Source organism: Caulobacter sp. GW821-FHT11E11, from assembly GCF_058808315.1.
In genome coordinates this window covers 226,823-252,673 of sequence record NZ_JBXARO010000004.1, presented here as the reverse complement: position 1 = coordinate 252,673, position 25,851 = coordinate 226,823, and the positions used below count along the sequence as shown (strand labels likewise).

The 25,851-nt window shown below is 66.3% G+C and carries 17 protein-coding genes; 8 read left to right on the top strand and 9 right to left on the bottom strand.

Annotated elements, in window-relative coordinates; translation table 11 throughout:
- Positions 1-94: 94 nt before the first annotated feature.
- Positions 95-1,828 carry a glycoside hydrolase family 43 protein gene (locus AC1RR5_RS11450; RefSeq protein ID WP_492921653.1) on the bottom strand — a complete coding sequence of 578 codons (1,734 nt, stop codon included), beginning with the start codon at positions 1,826-1,828 and terminating at the stop codon, positions 95-97.
- A 66-nt stretch (positions 1,829-1,894) separates the two neighbouring features.
- Positions 1,895-2,935 carry a LacI family DNA-binding transcriptional regulator gene (locus AC1RR5_RS11445; RefSeq protein ID WP_492921651.1) on the bottom strand — a complete coding sequence of 347 codons (1,041 nt, stop codon included), beginning with the start codon at positions 2,933-2,935 and terminating at the stop codon, positions 1,895-1,897.
- A gap of 140 nt (positions 2,936-3,075) precedes the next feature.
- On the opposite strand from AC1RR5_RS11445, the gene AC1RR5_RS11440 reads away from it, so the two are divergent.
- Positions 3,076-4,167 carry a LacI family DNA-binding transcriptional regulator gene (locus AC1RR5_RS11440; protein ID WP_492921650.1) on the top strand — a complete coding sequence of 364 codons (1,092 nt, stop codon included), beginning with the start codon at positions 3,076-3,078 and terminating at the stop codon, positions 4,165-4,167.
- Here AC1RR5_RS11440 and AC1RR5_RS11435 read toward each other — a convergent pair.
- The 3 genes from AC1RR5_RS11435 to AC1RR5_RS11425 are packed head-to-tail and all read right to left on the bottom strand — an operon-like array spanning position 4,164 to position 7,548.
- Positions 4,164-5,096: an ROK family protein gene (locus tag AC1RR5_RS11435; protein WP_492921649.1), complete on the bottom strand. Its 933-nt coding sequence runs from the start codon at positions 5,094-5,096 to the stop codon at positions 4,164-4,166. The two genes, AC1RR5_RS11440 and AC1RR5_RS11435, sit on opposite strands and share 4 nt — an antisense overlap.
- The gene (locus AC1RR5_RS11430; protein ID WP_492921648.1) at positions 5,093-6,283 is read right to left on the bottom strand and encodes a glycoside hydrolase family 88 protein; all 1,191 of its coding nucleotides are present in this window, start codon (positions 6,281-6,283) and stop codon (positions 5,093-5,095) included. The genes AC1RR5_RS11435 and AC1RR5_RS11430 overlap by 4 nt, the downstream gene beginning before the upstream one ends.
- Positions 6,284-6,285: 2 nt before the next feature.
- Complete coding sequence (locus AC1RR5_RS11425; RefSeq protein ID WP_492921647.1) at positions 6,286-7,548, bottom strand: oligosaccharide MFS transporter; 1,263 nt, start codon at positions 7,546-7,548, stop codon at positions 6,286-6,288.
- 318 nt (positions 7,549-7,866) lie between these two features.
- Between AC1RR5_RS11425 and AC1RR5_RS11420 the strand changes: the two genes are divergently transcribed.
- From AC1RR5_RS11420 to AC1RR5_RS11390, 7 genes are all read left to right on the top strand, one after another.
- Positions 7,867-9,282, top strand: a complete 1,416-nt coding sequence (locus AC1RR5_RS11420; protein ID WP_492921646.1) for a glycosyl hydrolase family 28 protein — start codon at positions 7,867-7,869, stop codon at positions 9,280-9,282.
- 6 nt (positions 9,283-9,288) lie between these two features.
- Positions 9,289-9,618, top strand: coding sequence for a GntR family transcriptional regulator (locus AC1RR5_RS11415; RefSeq protein WP_492921645.1), 330 nt, complete (start codon positions 9,289-9,291; stop codon positions 9,616-9,618).
- A 191-nt stretch (positions 9,619-9,809) separates the two neighbouring features.
- The gene (locus AC1RR5_RS11410; protein ID WP_492921644.1) at positions 9,810-12,644 is read left to right on the top strand and encodes a TonB-dependent receptor plug domain-containing protein; all 2,835 of its coding nucleotides are present in this window, start codon (positions 9,810-9,812) and stop codon (positions 12,642-12,644) included.
- A gap of 62 nt (positions 12,645-12,706) precedes the next feature.
- On the top strand, positions 12,707-13,369 hold the full coding sequence (locus AC1RR5_RS11405) for a putative 2OG-Fe(II) oxygenase (protein WP_492921642.1): 663 nt from the start codon (positions 12,707-12,709) through the stop codon (positions 13,367-13,369).
- A 115-nt stretch (positions 13,370-13,484) separates the two neighbouring features.
- A complete protein-coding gene (locus AC1RR5_RS11400) occupies positions 13,485-15,440 on the top strand; it encodes a glycoside hydrolase family 97 protein (RefSeq protein ID WP_492921640.1) in 1,956 nt (651 codons plus the stop codon).
- An 11-nt stretch (positions 15,441-15,451) separates the two neighbouring features.
- A complete protein-coding gene (locus AC1RR5_RS11395) occupies positions 15,452-17,752 on the top strand; it encodes a heparinase II/III domain-containing protein (RefSeq protein ID WP_492921638.1) in 2,301 nt (766 codons plus the stop codon).
- A gap of 220 nt (positions 17,753-17,972) precedes the next feature.
- Complete coding sequence (locus tag AC1RR5_RS11390) at positions 17,973-20,876, top strand: TonB-dependent receptor (RefSeq protein ID WP_492921636.1); 2,904 nt, start codon at positions 17,973-17,975, stop codon at positions 20,874-20,876.
- A gap of 74 nt (positions 20,877-20,950) precedes the next feature.
- Here AC1RR5_RS11390 and AC1RR5_RS11385 read toward each other — a convergent pair whose 3' ends face one another.
- From AC1RR5_RS11385 to AC1RR5_RS11370, 4 genes are all read right to left on the bottom strand, one after another.
- On the bottom strand, positions 20,951-22,429 hold the full coding sequence (locus AC1RR5_RS11385; RefSeq protein ID WP_492921635.1) for a glycosyl hydrolase family 28 protein: 1,479 nt from the start codon (positions 22,427-22,429) through the stop codon (positions 20,951-20,953).
- Between the two features lie 258 nt (positions 22,430-22,687).
- Positions 22,688-24,355 (bottom strand): serine hydrolase domain-containing protein, encoded by a 1,668-nt coding sequence (locus AC1RR5_RS11380; protein WP_492921633.1) that lies wholly within the window; start codon positions 24,353-24,355, stop codon positions 22,688-22,690.
- Between the two features lie 325 nt (positions 24,356-24,680).
- Entirely contained in the window at positions 24,681-24,929 is a 249-nt protein-coding gene (locus AC1RR5_RS11375; RefSeq protein ID WP_492922093.1) for an amidohydrolase family protein, read from the bottom strand.
- On the bottom strand, positions 24,851-25,702 hold the full coding sequence (locus tag AC1RR5_RS11370) for an amidohydrolase family protein (protein WP_492921631.1): 852 nt from the start codon (positions 25,700-25,702) through the stop codon (positions 24,851-24,853). The genes AC1RR5_RS11375 and AC1RR5_RS11370 overlap by 79 nt, the downstream gene beginning before the upstream one ends.
- Between the last annotated feature and the right edge of the window lie 149 nt (positions 25,703-25,851).

Here is a 25,851-nt window from a genome sequence, read left to right as displayed (position 1 = left end):
ATCACTCTGATTGACCGAACGTCTCGTTGCAGACGGTCGGCCTATGTCCGCTTCTGGCGCAGAACTGTCACGCTGGGGCATTTCCGCGACAGCCCTAGGGCGATACCCAAAACCCTTCGACATCTGTCCAGCCTATGCGCGTGGAGGTGTTCGACGGCGTTCCACTTGGCGCTTGGGCAAAGATGCCGACCTGCGCCCCCACCCAGCGTCCCGGTCGGCTGACGAAGGGTGCGCCCACTGTCGTGAAGGCCTTGCCATCAACGCTGTAGCTGAACGTCACGCGCGCATGCCTGGAGCGCAACATCGAGGGCCAATAGGGCGAGAAGTCCGGTGGCGGGTCGGCGACCACGATCGGTTCCGCGCTCACGCGCAGCCAGACGGTGGCTGGCGCCTTGTCCTCGACGATCTCAAGGCGTTCCGGCCGAAACTTGTCGGCGCCTTGACGATCGACTCGCACGAGCTGAGGGCCGGTCGGACCATTCCGTAGTCCGATCCAGGCATAGTCCGAGCCGAACACCAGCAGGCCCGCGCGCTCGCCGACCGCCTTGGGCTGGAAGGTCAGGCTGGTGGTGATCGTGAAGCGCTCGGCCGGCAACTTCTGGGTCAGCAGGGCTCCGGCCTCCCAGAGATTCTCGGACGAGGAGATCGACTTCAAGCGCAGCCGTCCCGGCGCGGCCTTCAGGTCGGCCCAATCGGCCTGCGGATTGGCGTTCCATTGCCAAGCCGGCGACAGGACGCCGTCGAAGTCGTCGCTATCCTGCGGGGCCAGGCGCGGGGAGGGCGTCTTGGCCGCGGGTTTGCGGTAGGCTAGCACGGGCTCGCCGATGCCGTCTCCGTCAGGGTCTTGGCCGATGATGGGCCAGCCATCCTTACAGACCATGGGCTCCAGCCAGACCCGTCGACCGTAGGAATCGGCGTCCTGGAAATGCAGGAACCAATCCTCGCCCGATGGCGTGGTCACCCAAGCGCCCTGGTGGGGGCCGTTGATCTCGGTGCGGCCCTGGTCGAGGACGTTGCGGCCCTCATAAGGACCCAGCAGGCTTCGGGCGCGGAAGACGCCTTGCCAGCCGCCCTTCACGCTGCCGGCCGGGGCGAAGACATAGTACCAGCCGTCGCGCTTGTAGAGCTTGGGGCCTTCGGTGGTCATCCACGGGAAGGGACCGCGTGAGGTCGCGACCTGGGGCAGTCGCTCGCCATCGATCAGGATGACGGGCTCGCCCACCGTCCTGTCGCCGGCCTTGTTCAGGCGTCTGGCGGTGATGACATTGGCATAGCCCGCGCGGCTCTTGGCCCAGCCATTGACCAGCCAGCCCTGGCCATCGTCGTCCCAGAAGGGCGCGGGATCGATTATGCCGCGTCGGTCATCGATCAGCACAGGCTTGGACCATGGGCCAGCGGGATCCTTGGCGGTCACCAGGAAGACGCCGAAGTCCGGGTCCGGATAGTAGATCATGAACCGGCCGTTCCGGTGGCGGATCGCCGGCGCCCAGACGCCGCCGCCACGACGGGGCGTGGCGTGATGGGCCTGCGGCGGGATCGTCGGCAGGGCATGGCCAATGATCGTCCAGTTGACCAGATCGGTCGACTTCAGGATCGGCAGGCCCGGCGCGTTGGTGAACGAGGATGAGACCAGGTAGTAGGTCTCGCCTACGCGGATGGCGTCGGGGTCGGAATAGTCGCCGGCCAGAACGGGGTTCTGATAGGTCCCGTCGCCGCGGTCGGGCAACCACGCCTTGGTCGGTTCGGCCGTCCAGGCGGGCAAGGCCGCCGTCACAGCGATCGCGATCAGACCGAAGACCAGAATCTTCCCGTGTGTCGCCTCGCGCATGTCTTCCTCGCCAGTGATTTTGGTATCGTTATCAATGCGGCGAAGCCCTTTGGCAAGCCGGCGGGCTTAGACCGGCGGCGCGGCCGTCGAGCCGCGCTCGATCAGTTGCAGCGTGGCCTGGACATCGCCAGCAGGCTCTGCGCCCGGTCGCGTCAGGTCCATGGCCAGGAGGACGGCCGACGCGGCCATGTCGGCGATGGGTTGGCGGATGGTGGTCAACTCGGGCCAGACCGTGGTCGCGACCGGCGTGTCATCGAAGCCGGCGATGCTGAGGTCGTTCGGGAGCGACAGGCCCAGGCCATGCGCGACGGCGCTGACGGCCGCCGCCATGTCGTCATTGGCCGAGAAGATCGCGGAGGGGCGACGACGCAGGCCCAGCAGCTGACGGGCCGCTTCCAGGCCGCCGCGATAGCTGAAGCCGCCGTCGGCCACGTAGTCGTCGCGTACCGCGACGCCGGCCGCCGCCATGGTCTCGCGGAAACCCTGTTCTCGCCGCTGCGCCGTGGAGTGGGCCGGGTCGCCGCGCACGAAGGCGATGTCGACATGGCCCAGGTCCAGCAGGTGCTGGGTCATCATCCGCGCGCCTTCGAAATCGTCGATGAAGACGGCGGGGACACCTTGGCGCGGTCGTGCGGTCGCGAAGCTGACAGCCCCGACTCCGGCTTTCTCAAGCGCTTCCAGGATCGCCGGATCATCGCAGAGCGGCGGCGGCAGGATCACCGCGCCGACGCCGGCGTCGACCAGCTTGGCGACGGCCTCGGCCGGGGTGGGATGAACTTGGCTGGGCTCGATCAGCAACTGGCAGCCGCTGATGCTGGCCTGGCGGAAGGCGCCCATCAGATAGCTGCTGAGGTTCGACGAACTGGCGTTGGAATACAGCATGCCGATCTGGGCGATGCCGGTGCGGGTGGCGCGGGCCAGGGAATTGGGCCGGTAGCCCAGGGTCTTGATCGCTTCCTCGACCTTGGCCCGGACCGCGGGACGCACGTGGGCGTAGCCGTTGACGACGCGGGAGGCGGTCATGGAGGACACGCCGGCGTGCTGAGCCACGTCGTGGATGGTCGGCGCCTGTCGCCTCTGCGTGCTCAAGGATTCCTCGCCTCTCATGCGACTCTTTGCCGGTCGCGACGCAGTCTAGCGAACTCACGCATGCCAAGTCCAAGTCAGACCGCGCGAGGGTCTCGCTGATTTTGCTCTGGCGCCGAGGCGAGAAGCCCCGTTAGGATGTATTGTTATCGTAAACAATGGTGCCCGCCTTCGTGAAGACTCCTGGCAAAGCCAAGGCGGCGCCGTCGCCTTCCGAGCGTGGCGCCGCGCGGGCGATCACGATCCACGACGTGGCGCGTCATGCTGGTGTCGGGTCGATGACGGTCTCGCGGGTGATCCGGGGCACGGTCAATGTCAGTCCGGCGATGCGCGAGCGGGTCGAGGCGTCGGTCCGTGAGCTGAACTACCAGGTCAATGTCGCGGCCCGGGCGACGCGCTCGCGAGCGACCGCCGCGCGGGTCGGGATCCTCTACAGCAACCCCAGCGCCTCTTACCTCAGCGACATCATGATGGGCGGGCTGGAGCAAAGCTCCAGGCTGGCCAGTCACCTGATCCTGGAGCGCTGCGAGGGGCTGGAGGGGCAGAAGCAGGCCGTGAAGCGGCTGCTGGCGGCTGGGGTCGACGGGGTGATCCTGCCGCCGCCGCTGTGCGACTCCCGCCAGACGATCAACATGCTGCGCGCGGAAGGGGTCACCGTGCTGGCCCTGGCGACGGCTCGGCCGATGGTCGACGTCTCCAGCGTGCGGATCGACGACTTCGAGGGCGCTCTGGCCATGACCCGTCACCTGGTCGCCCTGGGCCATCGCGACATCGCCTTCATCAAGGGCGACCCGCAGCACACCCCGACCGAGCTGCGTTACGAGGGCTTCCTCGCCGGCATGGCCGAAGCGGGCCTGGCTGTGCGGCCCGAATGGGTGGCCCAGGGCCTGTTCACCTATCGGTCGGGCCTGACGGCGGCGGAGAAGCTGTTCGAGGCGCGGCTACGGCCCAGCGCCATCTTCGCCAGCAACGACGACATGGCCGCCGCGGCCCTGGCCGTCGCGCATGGCCGTCAGATCGCCGTGCCGCGTGATTTGACCGTCTGCGGCTTCGACGACACGGCCGTGGCCACCACGGTCTGGCCCGAGTTGACGACGATCCACCAGCCGATCGCCGAAATGGGGCGGGCCGCCGTCAGCCTGATCGTCGAGCAGATCCGCGCGCGCAAGCTGGGCGCGGATCCCGCGCCCGTCCACCAACTGATGCCCTTCACGCTGATGGAGCGGGGCTCCTCGGGGGCGGCTCCACCCTAGTCGGCGAGCTCGGCGGCAAGCTGGCGGGCTTCGTCCAGGGACCACAGGCGCGCCGCGCCACGGACACCCGAGGCGTCGCCCCATAGAGCCGGCTTGATCCGGGCGCTCCAGCGATCGGAGAACACGCGCGGCGCGACAAGGTCGGGCAGGAGTTGGCACACTTCTGGCACGTTCGAGAGGCCGCCGCCCAGCACGATGGCGTCGGGATCGACGATGTTGCACAACACCGCGACAGCGCGCCCCAGCCGGTCCAGGAGGCGCTCGAAAGCGGCCTTGCCCTGCGGGTCACCCTGCCGCCATAGGGCGATGATTTCCTCGCCGCTCGCCGCGACGCCGGACCTGGCCTGGTAGTCGCGCTGCAGACCGGTGCCGGAGACCCACATCTCCAGGCAGCCGCGCTGGCCGCACCAGCAGGTCGGCCCCTCGCGTTCGTCGGCCTCCGGCCAGGGCAGGGGGATATGCCCCCACTCGCCGGCGATGCCATTGCCGCCCTCGACCAGTCGGCCGTCGATCGCCAGGCCGCCGCCGCAGCCGGTGCCGAGGATGATCGCGAACACCACCTTGGCGCCCGCGCCCGCGCCATCGACAGCTTCGGACAGGGCCAGGCAGTTAGCGTCATTGGCGAGGCGCACGGGACGGGCTAGCGCTTGGGAGAGATCCTCCCGAAAGCGGCGGCCATTCAGATAGAGGGAGTTGGCGTTGCGCATCACGCCGGTGGTCGGCGAGATCGATCCCGGGGCGCCGACGCCCACTGTGCCGCGCGCATCCAGCTTCTGTTCCAGGCCGCCGACCAGGTCACGCACCACGCTAAGGGCCTTGTCGTAGTCGCCCGGATTGGGAACGCGGGCCTTGGCCAATACCTTGCCGCTCGCGTCCAGGGCGGCGGCCTCGACCTTGGTGCCGCCAAAATCCACGCCGATCTGAATCACCAGTAGGGCTCCCAAACCCGCGTGAGGCGGACCAGCGCCTCGAGGAAGAAGTAGTCGCCCCAGATGCAGGCCTCATCGACGCCGACGCGGTTGGGCATGTGATAGACGCCGTGCGCCAGGACGCCCGCGCCAGGCTCGCCCAGCGGCAGCAGGTAGCGCTCGCCCAGGGCCTGGACCATCGCCAGGGCGGCGGCCTCGTAGGTCTCGCGGTCCGGGTCTGTCAGCGGCAGGGCGCTAGCCAGCTCCAGCAGGCCGCAGGCGGCGATGGCGGCGGCCGAGCTGTCGCGCTCGGCGTCCGTGAAGATCAGGTCCCAGCAGCAGACGAGGTCTTCGGGCAAGCGATTGAGGAAATAGTTCGCCAGGCGCGCGGACAGGTGGATCAGGTCCGGATCGGCCTTGTAGCGATGCACCAGCGGGAAGCCCGAGATCCCCCAGGCCTGGCCTCGCGCCCAGCAGGACTGGTCGTTGAAGCCTTGATGGGTCTTGCCGCCGACCGGCTGGCCGGTCATCGGATCCATGTAGAAGGTGTGGAAGGTCGAGGCGTCGGGACGCACGATGTAGCGCGCGGCCTGGGCGATGTGCCGGTCGGCGGCCCGCGCATATTCCAGATCGCCCGTGACCTCCGTCGCCCAGTAGAGCAGGGGGAGGTTCAGGTTACAGTCGATGATCATGCGCCCGGCCTGCTCGGGATCGCTCAGATCGCCCCAGGCCTGGATGATGCCGGCGGCCGGAAGATAGCGCTCCAGCAGCGTGTCGGCGGCCTGGATCGCCGCATCCCGCGCGCAGGTGTCGCCATCGACCTTCCAGGCGGCGACGCATGACAGCGAGTAGAGGAAACCGAGATCGTGGTGCTCGACATTGATCCGCGCGTCGATGCGCTGCTTGAAGCTTCGCACCTGGCGCCGCGCGACGTCGCGGTAGCGCGGCTCGCCGCTGGCCTCGAAGGCCAGCCACAGCATCCCGGTCCAGAAGCCGTTGGTCCACTCGCTGTTGTCCATCGGCGCATAGACGCCGTCTTGGCTCGAGGGCTTGGGGAACTGGTCGGTGAAGAGATCCAGGCTGCGGTCGATCCGGGCAAGCACGGCCGCCAGGATCGCGTCCAACTGGGCTCGGTCGGCGCGCGGTCGCGCGAGGATCTCGTCGGCGCGGCGCAGGGGCTCGCGCGCGGTTGTCGGGGACTGAGGCATCTTCAGCTGACCTTGGCGATGTCGGCTTGCGCCAGCGCCGCGTCGCGCTCGTCATCGCCTGGGGATGGGCTCGCCAGCGGCGTGGGCGAGAGGCTGAACACCGAGGCCAGCCAGAAGGCGGCGGCGAACAGGGCGATCAGCAGATAGGTGTGGGGGAAGCCGATCAGGTCGTAGCTCTTGCCCACGATCGGCGACAGGATCGTCAGGCCCAGCGAGTGGCCAAAGCTGACGCCCACCAGATAGAGGGTCGAGGCCAGGCGCGCTTCGAAGTGATAGGCGATGTAGCGGAAGATCGACACGGCCAGGATCGGCAGCTCGATCGCGTGCAGCATCTTCATGGCCGAGATCGCCCAGGGGCCGGTGACCAGGCCCGAGCCGGTGATCCGGATGATCATGATCGCCGCCGCTAGCAGCAGGCCTTTCTTGGCGCCGAGCCGGTTCACGATGAAGGGGGCCACGAACAGCATCCCCGCCTCGACGAAGATCTGCGCCGAGTTGAGATAGCCGAACATCGCCGCGCCCTGCTTGGGGTTCGCGAACTGCGAGGCGTAGTAGGCCGGGAACTGCTGATCATAGACGAGGTACAGGTTGGTCACGCCCAGGATCAGGACCATGAAGCCCCAGAACTTGGGCAGCTTGAGGATGGCCAGGGCGTCCGTGGGCTTGAGGCTATTGGAGCTGCGGCGCTCGTCGTCGCTGGCCTCGATCTTGGTGAAGGCCAGGATGGGCAACAGCAGAAGGCCGGCCACGGAGGCCAGGGTGAAATTGATCAGCGGGTCCAGGTTGAACAGCCGGCCCGAAAAGAACGCCGCGAACGCGAAACCCAGCGAGCCCCAGAGGCGGGCCCGGCTGTATTCGAAACCGTACTTGCGACCTACGCGGTCGACATAGGACTCGATGGCGAAGCTGCCGGCCGAGAAGGTCACGCCAAGATAGACGCCGCCGATCATGGCGCCGGCCAGCAGATTGGCCTTGAGGAGCGGTCCGTAGACGAAGGCGAAGAAGGCTCCCGACAGCAGGACCAGGACCGCGACGGTCAGGAGGATCGTCTTGCGCAGCCCCACCTTGTCCGAGACAAACCCGTAGATCGGCTGCGAGACCATGGCGAAGAAGGAGTTGGCGGCGAACACCACGCCGGTCTGGGCGCCGGTCAGGCCCAGGGTGCTCTTGAGCCATAGCGCCAGCAGCGAAATGCTCATGGCCTGGGCGAAGAAGTAGAAGAAGAGGAAGCCGCTCAGCGGCGCGTAGTTCTTACTGACACCCATGCGACAACCTCCCTGACCGCGCCGTCCGCGCTGCATGGCGTGGTCGGTCCGACTCTCTTGGTCATAGATCAAACTGATAACGATACCAAGAGTTTTTGGCGCGGCTTGTCATGCCGCGCTCAGGGCTTGCGCGATCGTTGTGATATCGATATCAATAATCCGCCTTCGGGCTCTCCCCGTGATGTATCGACGCTATCCGTCGGCGGGGCGTTCGGCCGAGCCGACGTCCCGCGCCTTTTTTGACGATGCCGGTGATCGCTACGGGGCGGGCTCCAGGCTTGAAGGGCGCCGTTCAGAGCGCCGGGCAGGGAGGTTTCGATGGGTTTTCGCAAAGCGCCATGGTCGGGTCTGGCCGCAGCCCTTGTTCTCGCAAGCGGCGCGCAGGCGGCGGAGCAGGGCGGAGCGCTCATCGTCTATCCGCTCCCGCCCGGCGGCTTGCTCTACAGCATGCACAACGACACCTTCACGGTGCGGGTGCGCCAGCCTGGCGGGCCGTGGCGCGACCTCTACGAGTACAACGTCAAGATCGACTCCGACGGTCCCAGCGACGCCTCGGTCGTGCAGTTCGACTTCGAGGGGCCGGTCGAGATCGGCGTGCGCAAGAACAACGGCGACTTCAAGCGCGTCGAGGTCCGGCCCGCGCGCAACGCGATCAAGCCGACGGTCCGCGACGGCATCGTCACCTTCACGATCGACAAGCCGCAGAACCTGTCCGTCGAGTTCGACGGCGACCGGCTGCACAACCTCCATGTCTTCGCGGGCGCGCCGATCGCGCGACCCGCGCCGGGGCCGAATGTGGTCGTCTACGAGGCGGGCCTGCACACGCCGCCAAGCGGCGGTCAGACCTTTCCGGTGCAGTCGGGACAGACCATCTGGTTGGCCCCGGGCGCGATCCTGCAGGGCGTCTTCAAGCCCGAGAAGGTCGACAACGTCCGGATCATCGGTCGGGGCATGATCGATCGACCCGCCGATCAGCTGGTGGTCCAGGACTCCAGGAACGTCACGGTCGAGGGCCTGACCTTCCTGACGCCCAAGCACGGCACGATCGCCTGCGCCGGGTCCAGCCAGGTGGCCTTCAAGGACATCAAGACCCTGAGCAACGGCTCGTGGTCGGACGGGATCAATGTCTTCGCCTGCAGCGACATGACCGTCGAGCGCGCCTTCATCCGCACCTCGGACGACAGCGTGGCGATCTACGCCACCCGCAAGTCGGGGACCGGCGACACGCGGAACATCCAGGTCAGCCGCTCGGCGTTCTGGCCCGATGTCGCCCACGCCGTGTTCATCGGCCTGCACGGCGACAGCAAGACCCCCAATGTCCTTGAGCACATCCGCTTCCAGGACATCGACATCCTGGGGCTGGACGAGGACGATCCCGAGTACCAGGGCGCGCTGGCGATCAGCGCCGGCGACACCAACACCGTCCGCGACGTGACGTTCGACGATATCCGCGTCGAGCAGATCGAGGAGGGCAAGCTCTTCAATGTCCGCACGGTGTTCAACGCCAAATACGGGACCAGCCCCGGCCTGCTGGTCGATGGCGTCCACTTTCGCAACATCGCGTTCACGGGGGCGGGTTGGCCCAGCCCCTCGACGATCTCCGGGTTCGCGCCCGATCGGCCGGTGCGCAACATCACGTTCGAGAACGTGACGATCGCCGGCCGGCCGTTGAGGAGGGCCGATCCGGCCGTCCTCGAGATCGGGCCGAATGTCGATGGCGTGAACTTCAAGTAGAACGCGATGGTCGCCTTGCGCCGCCCCGAGGGCGAGGATCCCTGGGGGCCGCTGGAGCGTAGCGGCGCGAGCGCGCTCTACCGCCAGATCGCGGAGCGCTTGCGGCTTGTGATCCTGGCGGGGGAGATGCGTCTGCCAACCGAGCGGGACCTGTCGCTGCGTTTTGCCGTCGCACGGGTCACCGTCCGCGCCGCCTTGGATCTGCTGGCGGCCAATGGGGAAATCACGCGCCTGAGGCGGCGCGGGACGGTGGTTCGAACCGACTTCGAGTTCGGAAAAACCAACGATCCTAAGCACATGGTGGCGGCTAAGGTCGGAACGCGGGATTCCCGTTGACAGGTTTTGAAAGTGACTGGTATCGATAACAAGTAGGCCGATCGGGATGCTGGCTGGCGTCCCCAAAATCGCAAGGCGGTCGACGCGTTGGGCTCTGCCCGACGACAGGCGAATCCGGGCTTAAGTCCGAAGGGGAGGTAATAATGGGTCGTCACAACCCTCAGCGCGGCTGCGCTCTGCAAGTTTCTCACATGGTTCTGGCCCTGGCCGCCGGCGCGAGCGCGCTGTCGGTTGGCGTCGCGCACGCCCAGTCGGCGGCACCCGCGCCCAAGCCCGCGCAATCCGAAGCCGACACCAGCGCGGTCGACACCGTCATCGTCACCGGCGTCATGGTCGGCACCCAGGCCAAGAAGGCCAACGTCTCGTTCTCGGTGATCAACGAGGACGACATGTCCAAGTTCACGCCGATCAGCGCCGACGACATGCTGCGCGACATGCCCGGCGTCGTCGTCGAGAGCAACGACGGCGTGGCCCGCAACGAGGTCTTCACGCGCGGCATGACCATCGGCACCGGGGCCAACACCTCGGGCTACTTCTGGTCGACGATCCTGGAAGACGGCCTGCCGGTCGTGCCGTTCAAGTTCAGCGGCTTCCAGGACGGCTATTTCTTCCGCAACGACCTGTCGACCAGCCGCGTGGAGTCGGTTCGCGGCGGTTCGTCGGCGACGGGCGTGACCACCTCGGTGGGCGCCACCTTCAACTACATCACCGGACCGGTGAAGCCGGGCGGCGTCATCCAGACCCGTATCGGCTTCGAAGGTGAAGACCTGCACCTGTCGTGGAAGCAGATCGACGGCGCGTATGGCTGGGTCAACAAGGCCGGCGACATGGGTGTCGGCGTCAGCGGCTTCTACCGCACGTCCAACGGCCAGGTGAACCCGGGCTGGAACCTGAACCATGGCGGCCAGATCAAGCTGAACGTCTACAAGGACTACAGCTCCGCGAACGGCTCGGGCTCGTTCAACGTCATCCTAAAGCACATGGATGACACCAACGCGGAGCTGACGACGTTCCAGCAGCCGACCTACGGCTACCAGAACCCGCAGGAGATCCCGGGCTTTGGTCGCGACGTGAACCTGTTCATGAACGGCGGCAAGCAGACGGTGCCAAACTACTTCAAGGGCGGCACGCACGAGCTCGATCCGTCGGACGGCTATCGCTACAAGACCGACGCCCTGATCTTCAGCTGGAACCACGACACCAACGGACCGTGGAGCTTCAAGGGCTCGGCGCGGATCGCCAAGAACACCTATCGTGGCCAGTCCTACAAGCCGCAACAACTGGCCTCGCTGGGCTCGGCCGCCGCGACGCGCGAGCGCTACGGCCTGAACATCAACAACCTGGACACCCAGCCGGGCTACTACGAGTTCTACAACGGCGCCGGCGCGCTGGTGGCCCGCGTGGCCAACAACGTCAACGGCTCGCAGAACGGCGTGAACTACCGCACGGGCGCGGCCTGTCCGCGGGTCACGCAGGCCACCTTCCAGGCCGCCGGCCTGTGCATCGTGGGCAACAGCCTGCCCAATCGCGACATCGACATGCGCGGCGGCCTGGTCACGGCGACCATTCCGACGGCTGGCGGCGTGTTCAATTCTGGCGTGGTGCCCGTCGACGCAGCGTCGAAGGACCTGGTGCTGCTGACCCGCGCCGAGGACAATTACCGGGAGTCGATGGACTATCTCGGCAACTTCACGGCGTCGTATCGGGGCGAAAACTGGAACGCCTATGCCGGCCTCTACGTCTCGCGTTCGGAGCAGAAGAACGACAACTGGGCCAACGGCCTGGGCGTGTCGGCCTGGGCCGACGGCCAGGTCCAGAACCTGAGCGCCAAGTACGTCACAGCCACGGGCACGACCTATCAGCTGACCGACGCCGGCGGCTGGGGCAGCTACGGTTCGGGCCTGTTCACGACCGTTTCGCAACGCGCCAAGATCCGCGAGATCTCACCCTATTTCGGCGCGGCCTGGTCGCCCGGAAAGTGGGACTTCAACGGCAGCGTCAAGTACCAGCGCTTCGACGCCAAGACCTATTCGGAGACCTGGGACACCCGCAATTCCGGCGCGTCGTCGCTGAGTAATGGCGGCCTGGATGGCAATCCGCTGACGGTCTACGACAACGTCTACATGACCAAGACGGCGGCCAAGGTGATCACCGCCGACAAGAGCGTTGCGGTCTGGGACTACAGCGTCGCGCTGGGCTATAATTTCAGCGACAAGCACAAGATCTACTACCGCTGGACCGACGCCAAGCAACCGGCGGCCGGCGTCATCAACCGCTACTCGACGGCGGCGACCCTGGTGCGTCCGCTGGGGCCGACGGCCTTCATCAAGGGTCACGAGTTCGCCTACACGTTCGGCGATCGCAAGTTCAACGGCCAGATCACCTACTTCTACCAGAACTTCGCGGTGAACGATTATCCGACGGGCGTCGACACCGACAACGTCTCGACCTACCTGCTGCCGGAGAATTTCAACAAGTACTTCACGCGTGGCGTCGAGGCCTGGGCCAAGTGGCGGGTGACGCGGAACCTCGAATGGAACCCGTCGGTCACCTACCTCAACGGCAAGACCACCGAGGCCTATACCTGGCTCAACACTGGGGCCAATAGCCAGGGCGCTGCCGATGACGTGCTGCGCATTGACGCCGGCATCCTGGCCCGGTCGCCCAAGTGGACCCTCAGCAACGTGGTCTCGTACCGCTGGAACGACTTCCGCTTCAACGTCCGCCACCGCTGGATGGACGTGCGCAAGCTGAACAATAATGCGCTGGATAAGCGCTTCCTGCCCAAGCAGGACAATATCGACGCCTCGGTCCAGTACAGCGGCATGACGAAGACGCTGATCACTCTCGACGTCCGCAACCTGCTGAACAAGGACTACATCTCGGCCTACGACCCGATGATCAGCTCCAACCTGCCGGCCAACGTCCAGGTCTATGACGTGGTCCAACAGCTTCCGGAGTCGGGCTTCCTGCTCAAGCGCAACGCCCCGCGGTCGATCTGGCTGACCGTCCGGAAGGAATTCTAGATCGAGAACGGAGAGGCGAGGGATCGGTCACCCGGTCCCTCGCGTCGTCTCGCGGGGTGGCGATGGCCAACGACTACGATCTCAGGCTGGTGGCGCCGTTCAGCCCGACGATCATCAAGGCGCGTATGCCAGAAGGCGTCGTCCAGCGCCTGAATGCCCGCGCCGACGAGATCGTGGCGTCGAAGGACGAAACCGCCGCCCGCGACTGGTCCAGGCATCTCGCCGGCGCGGTCAGCACCGAGGTCCGCTTCACCGACATCATCCGGGTGATGCCCGACTTCACCGACTTCCTCTACGACGTGGCGCGCACCTATGCGTATCGCTGCGAGAACGCCCTGATGCACTTCAGCGACTACGGTCAGACCGAGGAGCTGGAAGACCGGAAGCTGACAATCGAGATCAAAGAAGGCTGGGTCAACGACATGGTCCCCGGGGACTACAACCCGGCCCATTTCCACCAGGGTTGCCTGTTCAGCAGTGTCGGCTTCCTGCGCATGCCGCCGGGGTACGAGGACGAGTTCAACGCCGACAAGGCGCGGCAGAACACGTCCGGCTGCCTGCAGTTCATCGACAGTCGCAGCGCCGTGGGCCTGAAGAACCTCTTCACCGTCAAGCCGGTGGTCGGCGACTTCTACCTGTGGCCCTCGTGGATGCTGCACTGCGTGTACCCGTTCAAGAGTCCGGGCGTGCGGCGGTCGATCGCGATCAACCTGGCCTTGGCCTAAAGGTGCTTGCCAGGGCGGCGCATACGATATTTGATATCGATACCATAAGGGTGGAATCGAAAGCGGAAGTACGGACGCATAGGCGCCCCTCCGCTGTCCGGGAGATCTTCAGTTCATGTCCAACCGTCCGCTGGATCGTCGAAGGGTGCTGCTGGCTGGCGGCGTAGCGCTGGCGCCGGCGCCCGCGTTGGCCAAGCCGCAGGCCAAGAGCATCGAAGCCGTCTCACCCGACGGCGCGCTGCGGGTCCGCCTGGCGATGGGCGCCGAGGGGCCGACCTGGAGCGTGCTCTGGCGTAACCAGACCATCCTGGCGCCCAGCGCCCTGGGCCTGATCCTGGCGGACGGTCGCGTCCTGGGCGCCGGATCGCGGCTGGTGAAGACGTCCGCGCGCACGATCACGGGGACCTGGACGCCGCCGTTCGGCATTCGCGCCCGCTATGACCAGGCCTGCCGCGAGGCGCGCCTTGATCTGGTCGATCCGGCGACCGGCGCGACGTTCAGCGTGCTGGCTCGCGCCTATGACCACGGCTGCGCCCTGCGCTACGTCCTGAACGACGCGGGCAAGGCCGGACGTCTGACCCTGGCGGGCGAGGCCACGCGCTTCGAGCTGCCCAAAGGCGCCAAGCTCTATGCCAGCCGCGACGAGGGCGAGTATCAGATCACGACCGCTTCGGAGCTTAACCCGCCGCCGCACCCGGACCTGACCGGCAGCTCCGACAAGGGGCCGTTCGCCGACCTGCCGCTGACCGCCATGCTGGGTCACGCCGCCGTGCTGATCGCCGAGTCCGACCGTCTGCATTATCCGCGCGCCATGCTGCGCTTGGCGCCGGGATCGGCCGACGGGCTGGCTGTCCATCTGATGCACTATCCGGCCCGCGCCACCGGCTATTCCGGTCCGGGCGACACGCCAGCCGAGCCGACCTTCGAACTGGCGCCGGGACAGGCGACGCCATGGCGGGTCCTGATCGTCGGGCCGGACGCGGGCGCGCTGCTGGAGCGCGCCGACCTCATCCCGACCCTGGCCACGCCCAATCGCCTGGGCGATGTCAGCTGGGTGCGGCCGGGCAGGGCGGTCCGGATCACCAAACCCTACTCCACCGAACGGTCGCTGAAAGTCATCGACTTCGCCGCCGAGCGGAAGCTGGAATATGTCGAGTTCGACGCTCACTGGTATGGCGACGGCACCGATCCCAGCGACGCCTCCTATGCGGTTGCGGGGCTGGACATGCAGGCGGTGATCGCGGCGGCCAAGGCCAAGGGGATCGGCGTCATCCTCTATGTCGACCGTGTGCCGGTGATGCGCCAGCGAGACCAGATCCTGAAGGCCTATCGCGCGTGGGGCGTGGCGGGCTGCAAGTTCGGCTTCGTCTGGGAAGGCCGCCAGAGCGACAGCGACTTCATCTACGATCTGGTCAAGGCGTGCGGCGAGCACAGGCTGCTGGTCAATCTGCACGACAACCTGCGGCCCGCCGGGCTGGAGCGGACCTTGCCGAACTACGTGGCGCTGGAAGGCGTGCGCGGCAACGAGCAGTTCCCGACCGCTGCCCACAACGTGACCCTGCCGTTCACGCGGGCCGTGGCCGGGCCGATCGACTACACGATCTGCTACGCCAATCCGAAGAACCAGACCACCAACGCCCACCAGCTGGCCATGGCGGCGGTCTACTACAACCCGCTGACCTTCCTGTATTGGTACGACACGCCCGAGAAGTATGCGGGAAAGCCGTGGCCGGAACTGCGGTGGTTCGACGAGTGCCCGACCACCTGGGACGAGACCCGGGTGCTGGCCGGCAAGATCGGCGAATATGTCGTGGTCGCCCGCCGTCATGGCCAGCGATGGTTCCTGGGCGCGATGACCAACGAGCGCGCGCGGGTGCTGAAGGTCTCGCTGGATTTCCTGGGCGCGGGTAAGCGCAAGGTCGGTATCTTCGCCGACGGAGATGCGGCCGAGAAGCCGATGAAGACGCCCGTGGTCGTCCGCGAGGACGTCCTGGACGGCTCGGCGACCCTCACCCTGGACCTCAAGCCTGGCGGCGGCCAGGCGGTCCTGTTCGAAGCCGTGTCGAAGTAGGGAGTGGGCGCGTGAAGAGCCTTGTTTCCGGCCTGGCCCTGGCGGCCTGCCTGCTGAGTACGTCGACCCATGCCCAGACCCTGCGCTCGGGCCATCCCTACCTGACCTTCAGCGACAGGCACGTCGCCCAGTTCAAGCAGCGCGTGGCCGAGGATCCCAAGGCCAGGGACGCCTGGGCTCACGCCCGCGCCGACGCTGACGCGGTCTTGGCCAAGAAGCCCGCCAACGACCGCGAGCTGAACGCGGCCCTGATGGGCCTGTCCCTGACCTATCGCATGACCGGCGAGCGCAAGTACGCCGACCGGGCCAAGGCGCTGCTCGAGGTCTATGCCGGCCGCGCCAACTGGGTGACGGACAAGCCGCTGCTGGCCCGCTCGCCGGTGTGGCACTCCGATCTGGGCATGGGGACCAGCGCCTATGTCTTCGGTCTGACCTTCGACGCGATCTACGACACGCTGTCGCCGGCCGAGCGCGAGCGCTTGGCCAAGGCGTTGGTCCAGGGCGCGATCAAGCCGACCCTGAACGACTGGATCGACGGCGCCGAGCGGATCCACAGCCTGGACACCATGGGCCACAACTGGTTCAGCCACATCGTGTTCGGGGCGGGCGTGGCGGCCATCGCGGTCAAGACCGAGGAGCCGCAGGCCCAGGACTGGATCCGCCGGATCGACGAGGCCGCCGAGGAATGGGCCAACTACGACGGCAGCGCCATCGAGACCAAGCCGCAGCACTTCGCCGCCAACGGCGCCTTCGTCGAGAGCATCAACTACGCCGACTTCGCTGCCGAAGGTTACCTGCGCTTCCGGCGCGCCTGGCTGGACGCCTTCAAGGAAAAGCCCGCGGCGACGCCGCGCCTGGCGGGCCTGGCCGACTACTTCATCCAGAACGTCTACCCGACCAGCGCCGGCGCGCTGTCGACCAATTTCGGTGACGGCAATCCGACCGTCAGCGGCGCCAGCGCCATCGCCAACCTGTGGGCCATGGGCGAGCAGCCGTCGCGCTATCTGTGGTACCTCAACACCGTCCGGCCCAATCCGAACCAGGACGTCTTCGCCGAGCCGGAGAACATCATCCAATGGCCTTCGGCCAGGGCGCAGGCCAGCGCGGGGGCCGACCCTGGCCTGCCCACCAGCTGGATCGACCGGGACCTGGGGGCGGCGACACTGCGCTCGTCCTGGGCGCCGAACGCGACGTTCCTGGCCCTGCGCTCGGGCTTCACCTGGAACCACAACCACGCCGACGCGGGCAGCTTCATCCTGTGGCACAAGGGCAAGCAGCTGCTGATCGACTCCGGCAACAGCAACTACGCCCGCCCCGAATACGACGGCTACTACCGCCAGAGCGTGGCCCACAACGTGGTGACCCTGGACGGCAAGGCCGAGCCCTCGAGCAACACCTATAATGGCTCGCACTTCATGGGGCGGGTGGACCACCTGGTCGACGCCGGCGACCTGCGGTTCGTCTGGGCCGACGCGACGGGGCCGAATGCGGCGACCTTCGAGCGCAAGTATCGCAGCTTCCTGTGGGTGGGCGACACCATCCTGGTCATCGACGACCTGAAGGGCTGGGCGCCGGGCCAGTTCGAATGGCTGCTGCACTATGAGGGCGAAGCCAAGCGCCAGGGCCAGGTCATCACTGTTAAGAACGGCGAGGCTGAGGTCGCGGTGCGGCCGCTGTTCCCCGAGACCCTGCCGGACGGTGGCCTCTTCACCGACTATCCGGAGTTGCTGCGCACGGCCGAGGGCAAGGGCCTGAAGGATCATGCCCCCGACGAGGCCCAGCCTTATCTGCGGCTGCAGGCGCCGGGCGTGACGGATCGCACCAAGTTCGTCGTCGCCTTGACGCCGAACGGCGCATCGCCCGCGCCCAGGATCGAGCGGATCGAGACCAGGGACTACCTGCTGGTGAAGGTCCACCAGAAGGGCGAGGTCACCGAGGTCTATTTCAATCTGCTGGCCGACGGACGCATCCGTCACCGCAACGCCAACGCCACCCTGGGCGGCTGGGAGACGGACGCCTACATCCTGACCCTGACCTACCCGGAGGGCGGCGGGCCACAGAATCCGAAGCGCTGGTTTGTCGCTGACGGCAGCTATCTGCGCCGCGACGGCAAGGTGGAGCTGGACTCGCTGTCCAAGGCCTTCGTGGTCAAGACCCGGACCGGGCAGGGCGCCGAGGCCAGCATCGAGGGGCAGCCGACCTATGCGGTCCGCCTGGCCTGCGACGGCGCGCGATCGATCAAGATCGAGGGTGCGGCCAAGGCTTGCGAGCGCGATGTGGCCCTCGTTCGACGGTCGCTTCCGCCGCGCTAGGCGCAGAGGTTCTGTCTATTTCATTTGTCCTACAATAAGCACTTGCCATCCGTATTGATATCGATATCAATACGGATGGCCGGACAAGATCGCTTCAAGGCGGCGCGTCGGCTGGGAGTGAAACGCGGCGCGCGTCACGCGCCTCCAAAAGGAAAACCCGCGACAGGCGGGTCCGACGGAACACGCCGCGTACAAGGCGTTGTCGCCGAGGGAGGGAACCATGAGAACCAAGTTTCAATCGCGACTGCTGCTGAGCGTGTCGGGCGCAGCGGTGATGCTGGGCGGCCTAGGCGTGGCCAACGCTCAAGAGGTCCAGGCCAGCAAGGACACCGTCGAGGCGGTGGTGGTCACCGGCATCCGCCAGAGCCTGCAGTCGGCCGTCCAGGTCAAGAAGAACACCATGGAGGTGGTCGACTCCATTCGCGCCGAGGACATCGGCAAGTTGCCCGATCCGAACGTCGCCGAGACGCTGACGCGCATTCCAGGGGTCCAGGGTTACCGCTATGGCGGCGAGGGCGCTTCGCCGGTCGGCGTCGGCTCGGGCCTGACGATCCGCGGCCTGTCGGGCCAGACGGCTTCGCAGGTCGATGGTCGCTCGTACTTCACCGCTGGCGGCAGCGAGTTCAACATCGAGGGCGCCATTCCCGGGATGATCGCCGGTCTGGACGTCTACAAGAACCCGTCGGCCGAGCACATCGAAGGCGGCATTGGCGGCCTGATCGACATCAAGACCCGACGACCGCTGGACCTGCCCAAGCTGTCCGGCAGCGCCGCGATCTCCGGCCGCTACAACGACATGGTCAAGGAATGGCAGCCGGAATATTTCGGCCTGGTCTCGCACAGGTGGGATGTCGGCGACGGCGAGATGGGCCTGCTGCTGGCGGCCAACTATCAGAAGAGCTGGAACCGGTCGGACAACGCGCCAGGGCCGGGCGGGACGAACCTGCGCCGTGTCGTGCGCGCCGACAGCACCGAGTATGTCGGCAACGCCGCCTACAACCAGGCCTATGCCGGACGCGGCGACGTGGCGTTTCTGGCCGACGTCGCCAACCCACTGGCCCTGACGGCCGCTGAGCGGTCCAACCTGGTCAACCTGGCCGGGGTGCAGATCAATGTGAACGAGGAGGACATCCAGCGCACCCGCAAGGGCTTCGCCGGCGCCTTCCAGTGGAAGCTGCGTCCGGGCCTCGAGGTCTATCTGGACGGCAACTACAACTCGTATCTCTACCACCAGGGCTACCGGTTCCTGAACGGCAACGACAGCCGCTATGTCCAGGGCCTGACCACCTCGGCGTTCAGCACGACGGAGGGCCTGGCCAACCGCAACGCCAATGGCGGCGAGGACGCCCTGCTGGCTGGCCAGCGCTTCGGCAGCGGCACGTTCCTGGGCTCCAGCTTCTCGTCGGTCGGCGGTGACGAGCACCGGATCTACAAGACCTGGATTCTGGCCGGCGGCGCCAAATGGTCGCCGACCGACGATCTCGATCTGAAAGCCGACGTCTCCTACGTGAAGGCCGACCAGCACCAGGACAACCGCTCGGTGACGATGAACCCGCGCGCGGGCGTCACCTGGGACGTGACCCGCAAGATCGGCGGGCCGCAGTCCGTCGCCATCAGCGGTCCCAGCCTGTCCAGCCCCGCCAACTGGGTGCTGCTGAACTACGGCAACGGCGTCAACAACGTCTATGACGACGTCGGCTTCGCGGCCCAGTTGGACGGCAAGCTGCGCGTGCACGACAGCTTCATCCGGGCCGTGAAGTTCGGCGGGCGCTACTACCGGAAGACGTCGAAGTTCTACAACTACTCGTTCAGCGGCAAGAACCTGACGACCGATGGCCTGGCGCTGACCGCCAACCAGTCGAATGGTGTCCTGGCCTCGACGATGCAGGACCTGGTCGAGGCTTCGCACACTAACTGGTTCGACGGCGAGGCCGGCTATTCGGGCGGCTTCCTGACCTTCTCGCCGGACGCCCTGTTGGGCGACAATGTCAGGAACCGCTTCGCCCTGGCCGGTATCCCGTCGGAAGACTCGCTGCCCGAGACGCTGCTGTCGCGTCGCAAGGCGACCGAGGAGACGCTGGCCGGCTACGGCGTGGTCGACTTCGCTATCCTGAACGACCGTATCCGCGGCAACGCCGGCGTGCGGGTGGTGCATACCAACCTCGACGCCGAGGCGCGCATCACTGACGCCAGCGGCCCGACGCCGATCGTCACCCCCAACAGCAAGAGCAACAGCTACACCGACGTCCTGCCGACCCTGAACGTCACCGGCTACATCCAGGATGACCTGTTGCTGCGCTTCGGCTTCGGCAAGGGCCTGACCCGACCCAGCGTCGGCGACATCAACCCAACGGTCGCGGTCAACCTGACCAGCGGCACGGGCCAGCAGGGCAACGCCAACCTGCAGCCGCTGCGGGCCTACAGCTACGACCTGTCTCTGGAGAAGTATTTCGGCGCGACCGCCTACGCCTCGGCGGCGGTGTTCTACAAGAAAGTCGACGGCTTCCCGATCGGCGTCGAGAGCTGCCAGACGGTGGCGACTTCTCAGCCCTATACCGGCGTGACGCCCAACAACTGCCCGACCGGCCAGTTCCGGATCACCCAGACTCAGAACGCCGACCCGGGCTTTGCCAAGGGCGTCGAACTGGCCGCCCAGACCTTCTTCGACTACGACTTCGTGCCGGGCTTCCTGCACAATTTCGGGGTCCAGGGTTCATACACCTGGGTCAAGACCGAGCTGCCGATCCTGATCAACGGCGCGAAGGTCAAGGTGCGCCAGCCCTTCCAGTCGGACCGCAACTGGAGCCTCGCGGGTCTGTATGAGAACAAGCGTGTCTCGGCTCGGCTCGTCTACACCTATCGCTCCGACTACGTGCTGTTCAATGTCTCGCCCAACCCGATCGACGGGCGGTACCTGAAGGGCTACGGCCTGCTGGACGCCTCCGTGAACGTCAATCTGCGCGACGACCTGACCCTGTCGCTGACGGCCTCGAACCTGACCAACAAGGCTCCGATCCGCTACGTCGGCGAGCCGGACAATGGCTACGACACCGACATCCTGCGCCAGTACTTCATGAACGGCCGGGTCTACGGCGTGAGCCTTCGCTACAAGTTCGGCGGCTGATCGCCGCGGAACTTCCAGTCCCCCCTGGGGCGCCGTCGCAGGACGGCGCCTTCTTTTTTTGGGACGAAGGAGCGCTAGCGGACCGTGAGGCCAGTGACGTCGCCGCTGACGGCGATGTCCCCGTCCTTGGGGGTGCTGATCGCCTTGCCGCCGATGCGAAGGTTCTCGATCCTGACGTTCCTGACTGCGGTCTGGGGCGCGGCGCCTTTGATAATCGACGCGCCGGGCAGACCCTCGCCGGTGAAGGTGATGTCGCGCAGGGTGACGCCGTCCACGCCGCGTCCCGCCGCCTTGTTGTAGCGAGGGTTGCGGTCGGCCACGATGCTGATCAGCTTGCCTTCCTCGATCCGGTCGACACGGATGTTGCTGAACGTGATGTCGCGGATCAGCGTGCTGTCGCCGGAATAGGCGGCCATGACGCCGTCCCAGTCGGGATCGTCCTCGTCCAGGTTGGCGACATCGATATTGTCGAACGTGACGTCGTGAATGGTACGCGGGTCGGCGTTGTCGCCGAAGTGCCCGATGTAGAGGGCGTGGGCGACGTCCGACCAGATGCGCATGTCGCGCACGTCGATATCGAAGGTGTCTCCGGGCGGATTGGGATCCGGGATTCCCGTCTGGGCGGCCTTGCGGCGACAGATGGGGCAGTCGGCGACCGCATAGACGACGACCGCATCGTCGGAGACCCGAAGGTATCCATCGCGCACCTTCACGTGCTGGGAGGTGGAGATGTTGATCCCGTCCGACCACTTGCCGGACGTGAAGCCCGTGACGCCCTGGACCGTGACGTTGCTGGAGTTGCGGATGTTCATGACCCGCGCGGCTTCCTTGCGATCGCTGTTGACCAGGATCAGGTCCGAAACCTCGACATTGGAAGCTTTCTCGAGGTCGATCGCCCGTCCCGGATCCCAAAGCAGGCCACGACCAGAAATCTTCACGTCGGTCACGCCATTTAGGTCGAACCCGCCTTTCAGCACGGCGCCGCCGTCGAGATAGACCCGTTGGCCAGACTTGACGGGGAAATAGTCGAGGCCGGACGGCGGTGTGTGGAGGCCTGGAGCAAAATAGACGACGTCATCTCCCGGTGGCCGTGGGGGCGGGAGCTTGCCGGCCACGATGTGGAGATTGTGCAGGCGATCATCGTCGAACTGCAGGGAAAAGCGCTCGGGCTTGGTCAGCGTCATGCGCACGATCGCGCCCCGTCGTTGCGGCTTGATGGGGCTGGAAAGCGGCGCGACCGACACTTGGTCGAACTTGCCGTTATTCTTCATCACCTCGATCTCGACCGCGCCTTCGAAGTCGAAATAGACCATCGAAGCATTTTGCTTGGTGTCGGTGTCGACCTGCACCCGGTACTCGTACAGGCTACGCCAATCGCCGCCCGGCGTGCGTACGCGAACGGTGTAATCGTCATTGAAGGCTGAATAGAGCAGGCCCTGCGGTACGGGGTAGGTCCGCAGCGTGTCGGCCGCATGGGCCTGCGGCGTCGCCAGAACCATGGTTGCGGCCATCGCCGCGCCGGCGAAAGGCCCTCGTCGTGTGTCCTTGGCCATTCGACCCTCCCATAGTTCGTCAGGCCGTTTAGCCCGTTTACTATGGTATCGATATCATTAAGTGCCATGAGGTCGCAATCCATGGCGGCGCAAGGCAGAGCTATGAGGGCGCCCCGTTACACTCGCTGCAAGGTCCGCGTTGCCACCGTCGGCCTCGAACGTCGTGTTTCTGGAGCGTGACGAGAGTCCGCCTTTGGCGTGCAGCCGCCCGGCGAATTGGACATGCGGATCCGCAGGTAAGGGTAAACTACCGACGTTTCATCGCCTGACGAAAACGACGTTTCGCGCCCCGCCAGCCCAGGCCGCGAAGCCTGCGACCTTGCCCTCGGCGTCGCGGGCGAAGACGAAGGTGGTGACGCCCCGCAAACGGGTGGTGAAGGCGTCGGCGAAGCTGGGCGCCAGCGGCCACTCGACCGCGAACCTCTGGCGCATGACCAGGGCGTCACCCTGCCGGGTCACAGTGATTTGGGTGTCGAGTTCGGCGCTGTAGTAGGTCCCGACATAGTCGGCCAGAGCGGCCGCGTCGGCAGCGGCGGGGCGCACGGCGATGAAGGCCTGGGTGACGCCAGCCCTCGTCAGGCTGAGCCCGGCCGCACCGGCTTCCTTGCGCGGGAAGGCGATGACGCTACCGTCGCCGGCCTGAAAGCGGTTATCGCCCAGTGGCGTTAGACCCTGCGAACCGCCACGCGTGAGGGTCAGCTGCCCGCCGACCGCTGTCAACCGGATCAGGTCGCCGCGGACCGGATCGCGGAACAGTCCTTGATAGGGCGTGAGATCCTTCGGAGCCTGCGCCGCCGCCACGCTCTTGGGCGCAGAGACGACGGCCTGCGCCTGGGCGTGACCGGAGGCTGACAGGGCCTGCGCGGCGATCCGCTCGCCCAACGCCACGGGGTCGACGCCACCATGATTGCACATCAACGCGATGGAGACACCCTCGTCGGGATAGCGGCCCAGCCAGGTCTTATACCCGGCCGTCGAACCACTGTGCGACACCAGCCTGCGGCCGTGGTCGCGGGTGATCTCCAGGCCCAGGCCATAGTCCAGCGTCGCGCCGTTGCTTAAGTGGCCGGGGGTCTGCAACGCCGCCGCCAGGGCCGGGCCGCCGGGCAGGGCCGAAGGCTTTTCCAGGAAGGCGTTCCACCGCAGCAGGTCGCCGACCGTGGTCAGCAGCCCGCCATTTCCGTAGACATTGGTAAACGGCATGTTGGCGACGAAGCCCGCATCGGTCGGCGCATAGGCGGTGGCCCGGCCGGGCGTCACGGTGCGGAAGTCCTCGCGCCACTGCGTATGTTCCATGCCCAGCGGGAGGAACAGGCGTTGGCGGGTGAAGGCCTCTAGGCTGGCGCCGCTGACCCGCTCGACGATCATCGCCGCCAAGGCGTAGTTGGTGTTGGTGTAGAGGAACTCCGCGCCCGGCGTGAAGTTGAGGCCTTTCTGGCGCGAGGCCAGGTCCAGGATCATGGCGTTGGTGTGGACCTGGGCGCCGGGACCGTTGCCGGTCAGCGCCATCAGGCTCCACTGCTCGCGCAGGCCGCTGGTGTGGGTCAACAGATGCCGGATCGTGATCGGCGCGCCGTAGTTCGGCATCTCGGGCAGGAAGCGCCGGATGTCGTCGTCCAGGCTGAGCTTGCCGTCCTGGACAAGCAGCACGACGGCCGCTGCGGTGAACTGCTTGGCCAGGGACCCGGTCTCGATGATCGTCGCCGACGTCAGGGGCGCTGTGTGCTCGAGGTCGGCCTGGCCGCGCGCGACGATCACCGGCGGCTCGCCGGGCAAGGTCACGCCAGCAACACACCCTGGGCCGCTCGGCGCGATCGAGGCCAGAGCAGAGTCAAGGTCGAGCTTGGCTGACGACTGGGCGGACGCGGGAGAGCCAAGGCTGGTGAGCACGTAGGAGAGCGCGGCGGCGGTGATGACTGGACGCATGAGATCCTCGATAGACGCCCCACCCCCTAAGGCTGCGCCATACGAGGGCCAATGGTTGATCGGCGAACCGTCGTCGACCAACGGTGAATGGCGGTCACGGGCGTTCAGAGCCGATCACGGCGTAGCGCTGCGGGCGGTGAGCGGCCCATATCCCTCCAGACATCCGCGACAGGTCGCTCGTTGCCTTCGGCGCCTGGGGCTGGATGTCTGGAGTCTGGAGCGATCCCAAGTCCTGCTCCTGGCGCGGCCAAGCCAGCGAGCGAGGCAATTTAAGGACTAGTCGGGGAGGGACCGCCAGTTGGTCCGGCGCCAACATCGATGCAAGTCAGTGGCCGTGATGGCGGGCGATCTCGGCCGGCGTCAGTCGAAGGAAGCGCGCGGCGTTGTTGTAGAGAATATCGCGCTTCTGGTTTCGCGTCAGAAACGGCGCTCGCTCGATGGTGTCGATGGCAGGTTCGATGACGCCGGGCCAGATCATCTGATCGGAGCCGAACATCACGCGATCAGCGTATCCGGCGTCCACGATCTGCTTGAGGAAGGCATAGAAGGCCGGAGTCGGCTCCGTGTAGACGATGCTGCCGATATCGACATAGACTGCGGATACGAGAACAGCAGCCCGCGCAGCGCGTCGATCATCGGATAGCCGGCGTGCATGACATAGACGCGCAGCTTCGGGTGCTTCAGCAGCACGTCCTCCAGCAGCAGGGGATTGCCATTGGCCACGCGATAGGCGCCGGCCGCGTAAGGCTGCGCCGGCTCGCCGGGGCCCATATGGATGCCGACCGGAATATCGAGCTCTTCCGCCAGCGCCCAATACGGCTCCAGTCGCAGATCGTTCGGGGCGACGCCCTCGTACTGCGCCATCACCTCGCCCAGGACGCGCAGTTCTCCACGGGCATGCAGGGCGCGCAACTCCGCGGGCGTTCGCGCGGCGACGTGATCCAGGCCCGGCGTCCCCGACAACCGCAGATCTATTCCAGAGATGATGCGGTCCGGCGCCGCGGCGACCCAGGTACGCATTAGGTCAGGTTCGCCGCTGACCATTCCAATGATGTTGCGGCGCGCCATGACCTCGAGCGTTGCGCGCATCACGCGATCGTCCGTGGTCTCGGCCGCAATAGGATGCGGGCAAGGCGGCAAGCGGTTGAAGGTCATCCCCTCGAAGCCGGGCTTTCCGTTGTCCCAGCGCGGCATGATGGGGAAGGGCGCGCACATCGGCGGCGGATCGGCGCCGGCGTAGGCCGCCCGCCGGGCATGGAGATGCATATCGATGATTGGCTCTGGCTCGGCTCGCGCGACACCGGGCAGAATCGCCGCGACGATGGCTATGGCGAGCGCGGACCTCATCGGCTTCTCCTGTCCCCACATCTAGGCCCAGTTCCGGCGGTGTCCGCAATGTGTCGTTGATCGTTGGCGGAGCCTTAAACTGAAGGTCCCGCTTCTGCAGCCGTTCGAGAACCTGCTTATGGCGCATTGCGTCCCGTTTGAACGGATGA

Coding starts and splice junctions, on each gene's coding strand:
- AC1RR5_RS11450 (WP_492921653.1), bottom strand. CDS start 1,828: ATGCGCGAGGCGACACACGGGAAGATTCTGGTCTTCGGTCTGATCGCG.
- AC1RR5_RS11445 (WP_492921651.1), bottom strand. CDS start 2,935: ATGAGAGGCGAGGAATCCTTGAGCACGCAGAGGCGACAGGCGCCGACC.
- AC1RR5_RS11430 (WP_492921648.1), bottom strand. CDS start 6,283: ATGCCTCAGTCCCCGACAACCGCGCGCGAGCCCCTGCGCCGCGCCGAC.
- AC1RR5_RS11425 (WP_492921647.1), bottom strand. CDS start 7,548: ATGGGTGTCAGTAAGAACTACGCGCCGCTGAGCGGCTTCCTCTTCTTC.
- AC1RR5_RS11420 (WP_492921646.1), top strand. CDS start 7,867: ATGGGTTTTCGCAAAGCGCCATGGTCGGGTCTGGCCGCAGCCCTTGTT.
- AC1RR5_RS11415 (WP_492921645.1), top strand. CDS start 9,289: ATGGTCGCCTTGCGCCGCCCCGAGGGCGAGGATCCCTGGGGGCCGCTG.
- AC1RR5_RS11410 (WP_492921644.1), top strand. CDS start 9,810: ATGGTTCTGGCCCTGGCCGCCGGCGCGAGCGCGCTGTCGGTTGGCGTC.
- AC1RR5_RS11405 (WP_492921642.1), top strand. CDS start 12,707: ATGGCCAACGACTACGATCTCAGGCTGGTGGCGCCGTTCAGCCCGACG.
- AC1RR5_RS11400 (WP_492921640.1), top strand. CDS start 13,485: ATGTCCAACCGTCCGCTGGATCGTCGAAGGGTGCTGCTGGCTGGCGGC.
- AC1RR5_RS11390 (WP_492921636.1), top strand. CDS start 17,973: ATGAGAACCAAGTTTCAATCGCGACTGCTGCTGAGCGTGTCGGGCGCA.
- AC1RR5_RS11385 (WP_492921635.1), bottom strand. CDS start 22,429: ATGGCCAAGGACACACGACGAGGGCCTTTCGCCGGCGCGGCGATGGCC.
- AC1RR5_RS11380 (WP_492921633.1), bottom strand. CDS start 24,355: ATGCGTCCAGTCATCACCGCCGCCGCGCTCTCCTACGTGCTCACCAGC.
- AC1RR5_RS11370 (WP_492921631.1), bottom strand. CDS start 25,702: ATGAGGTCCGCGCTCGCCATAGCCATCGTCGCGGCGATTCTGCCCGGT.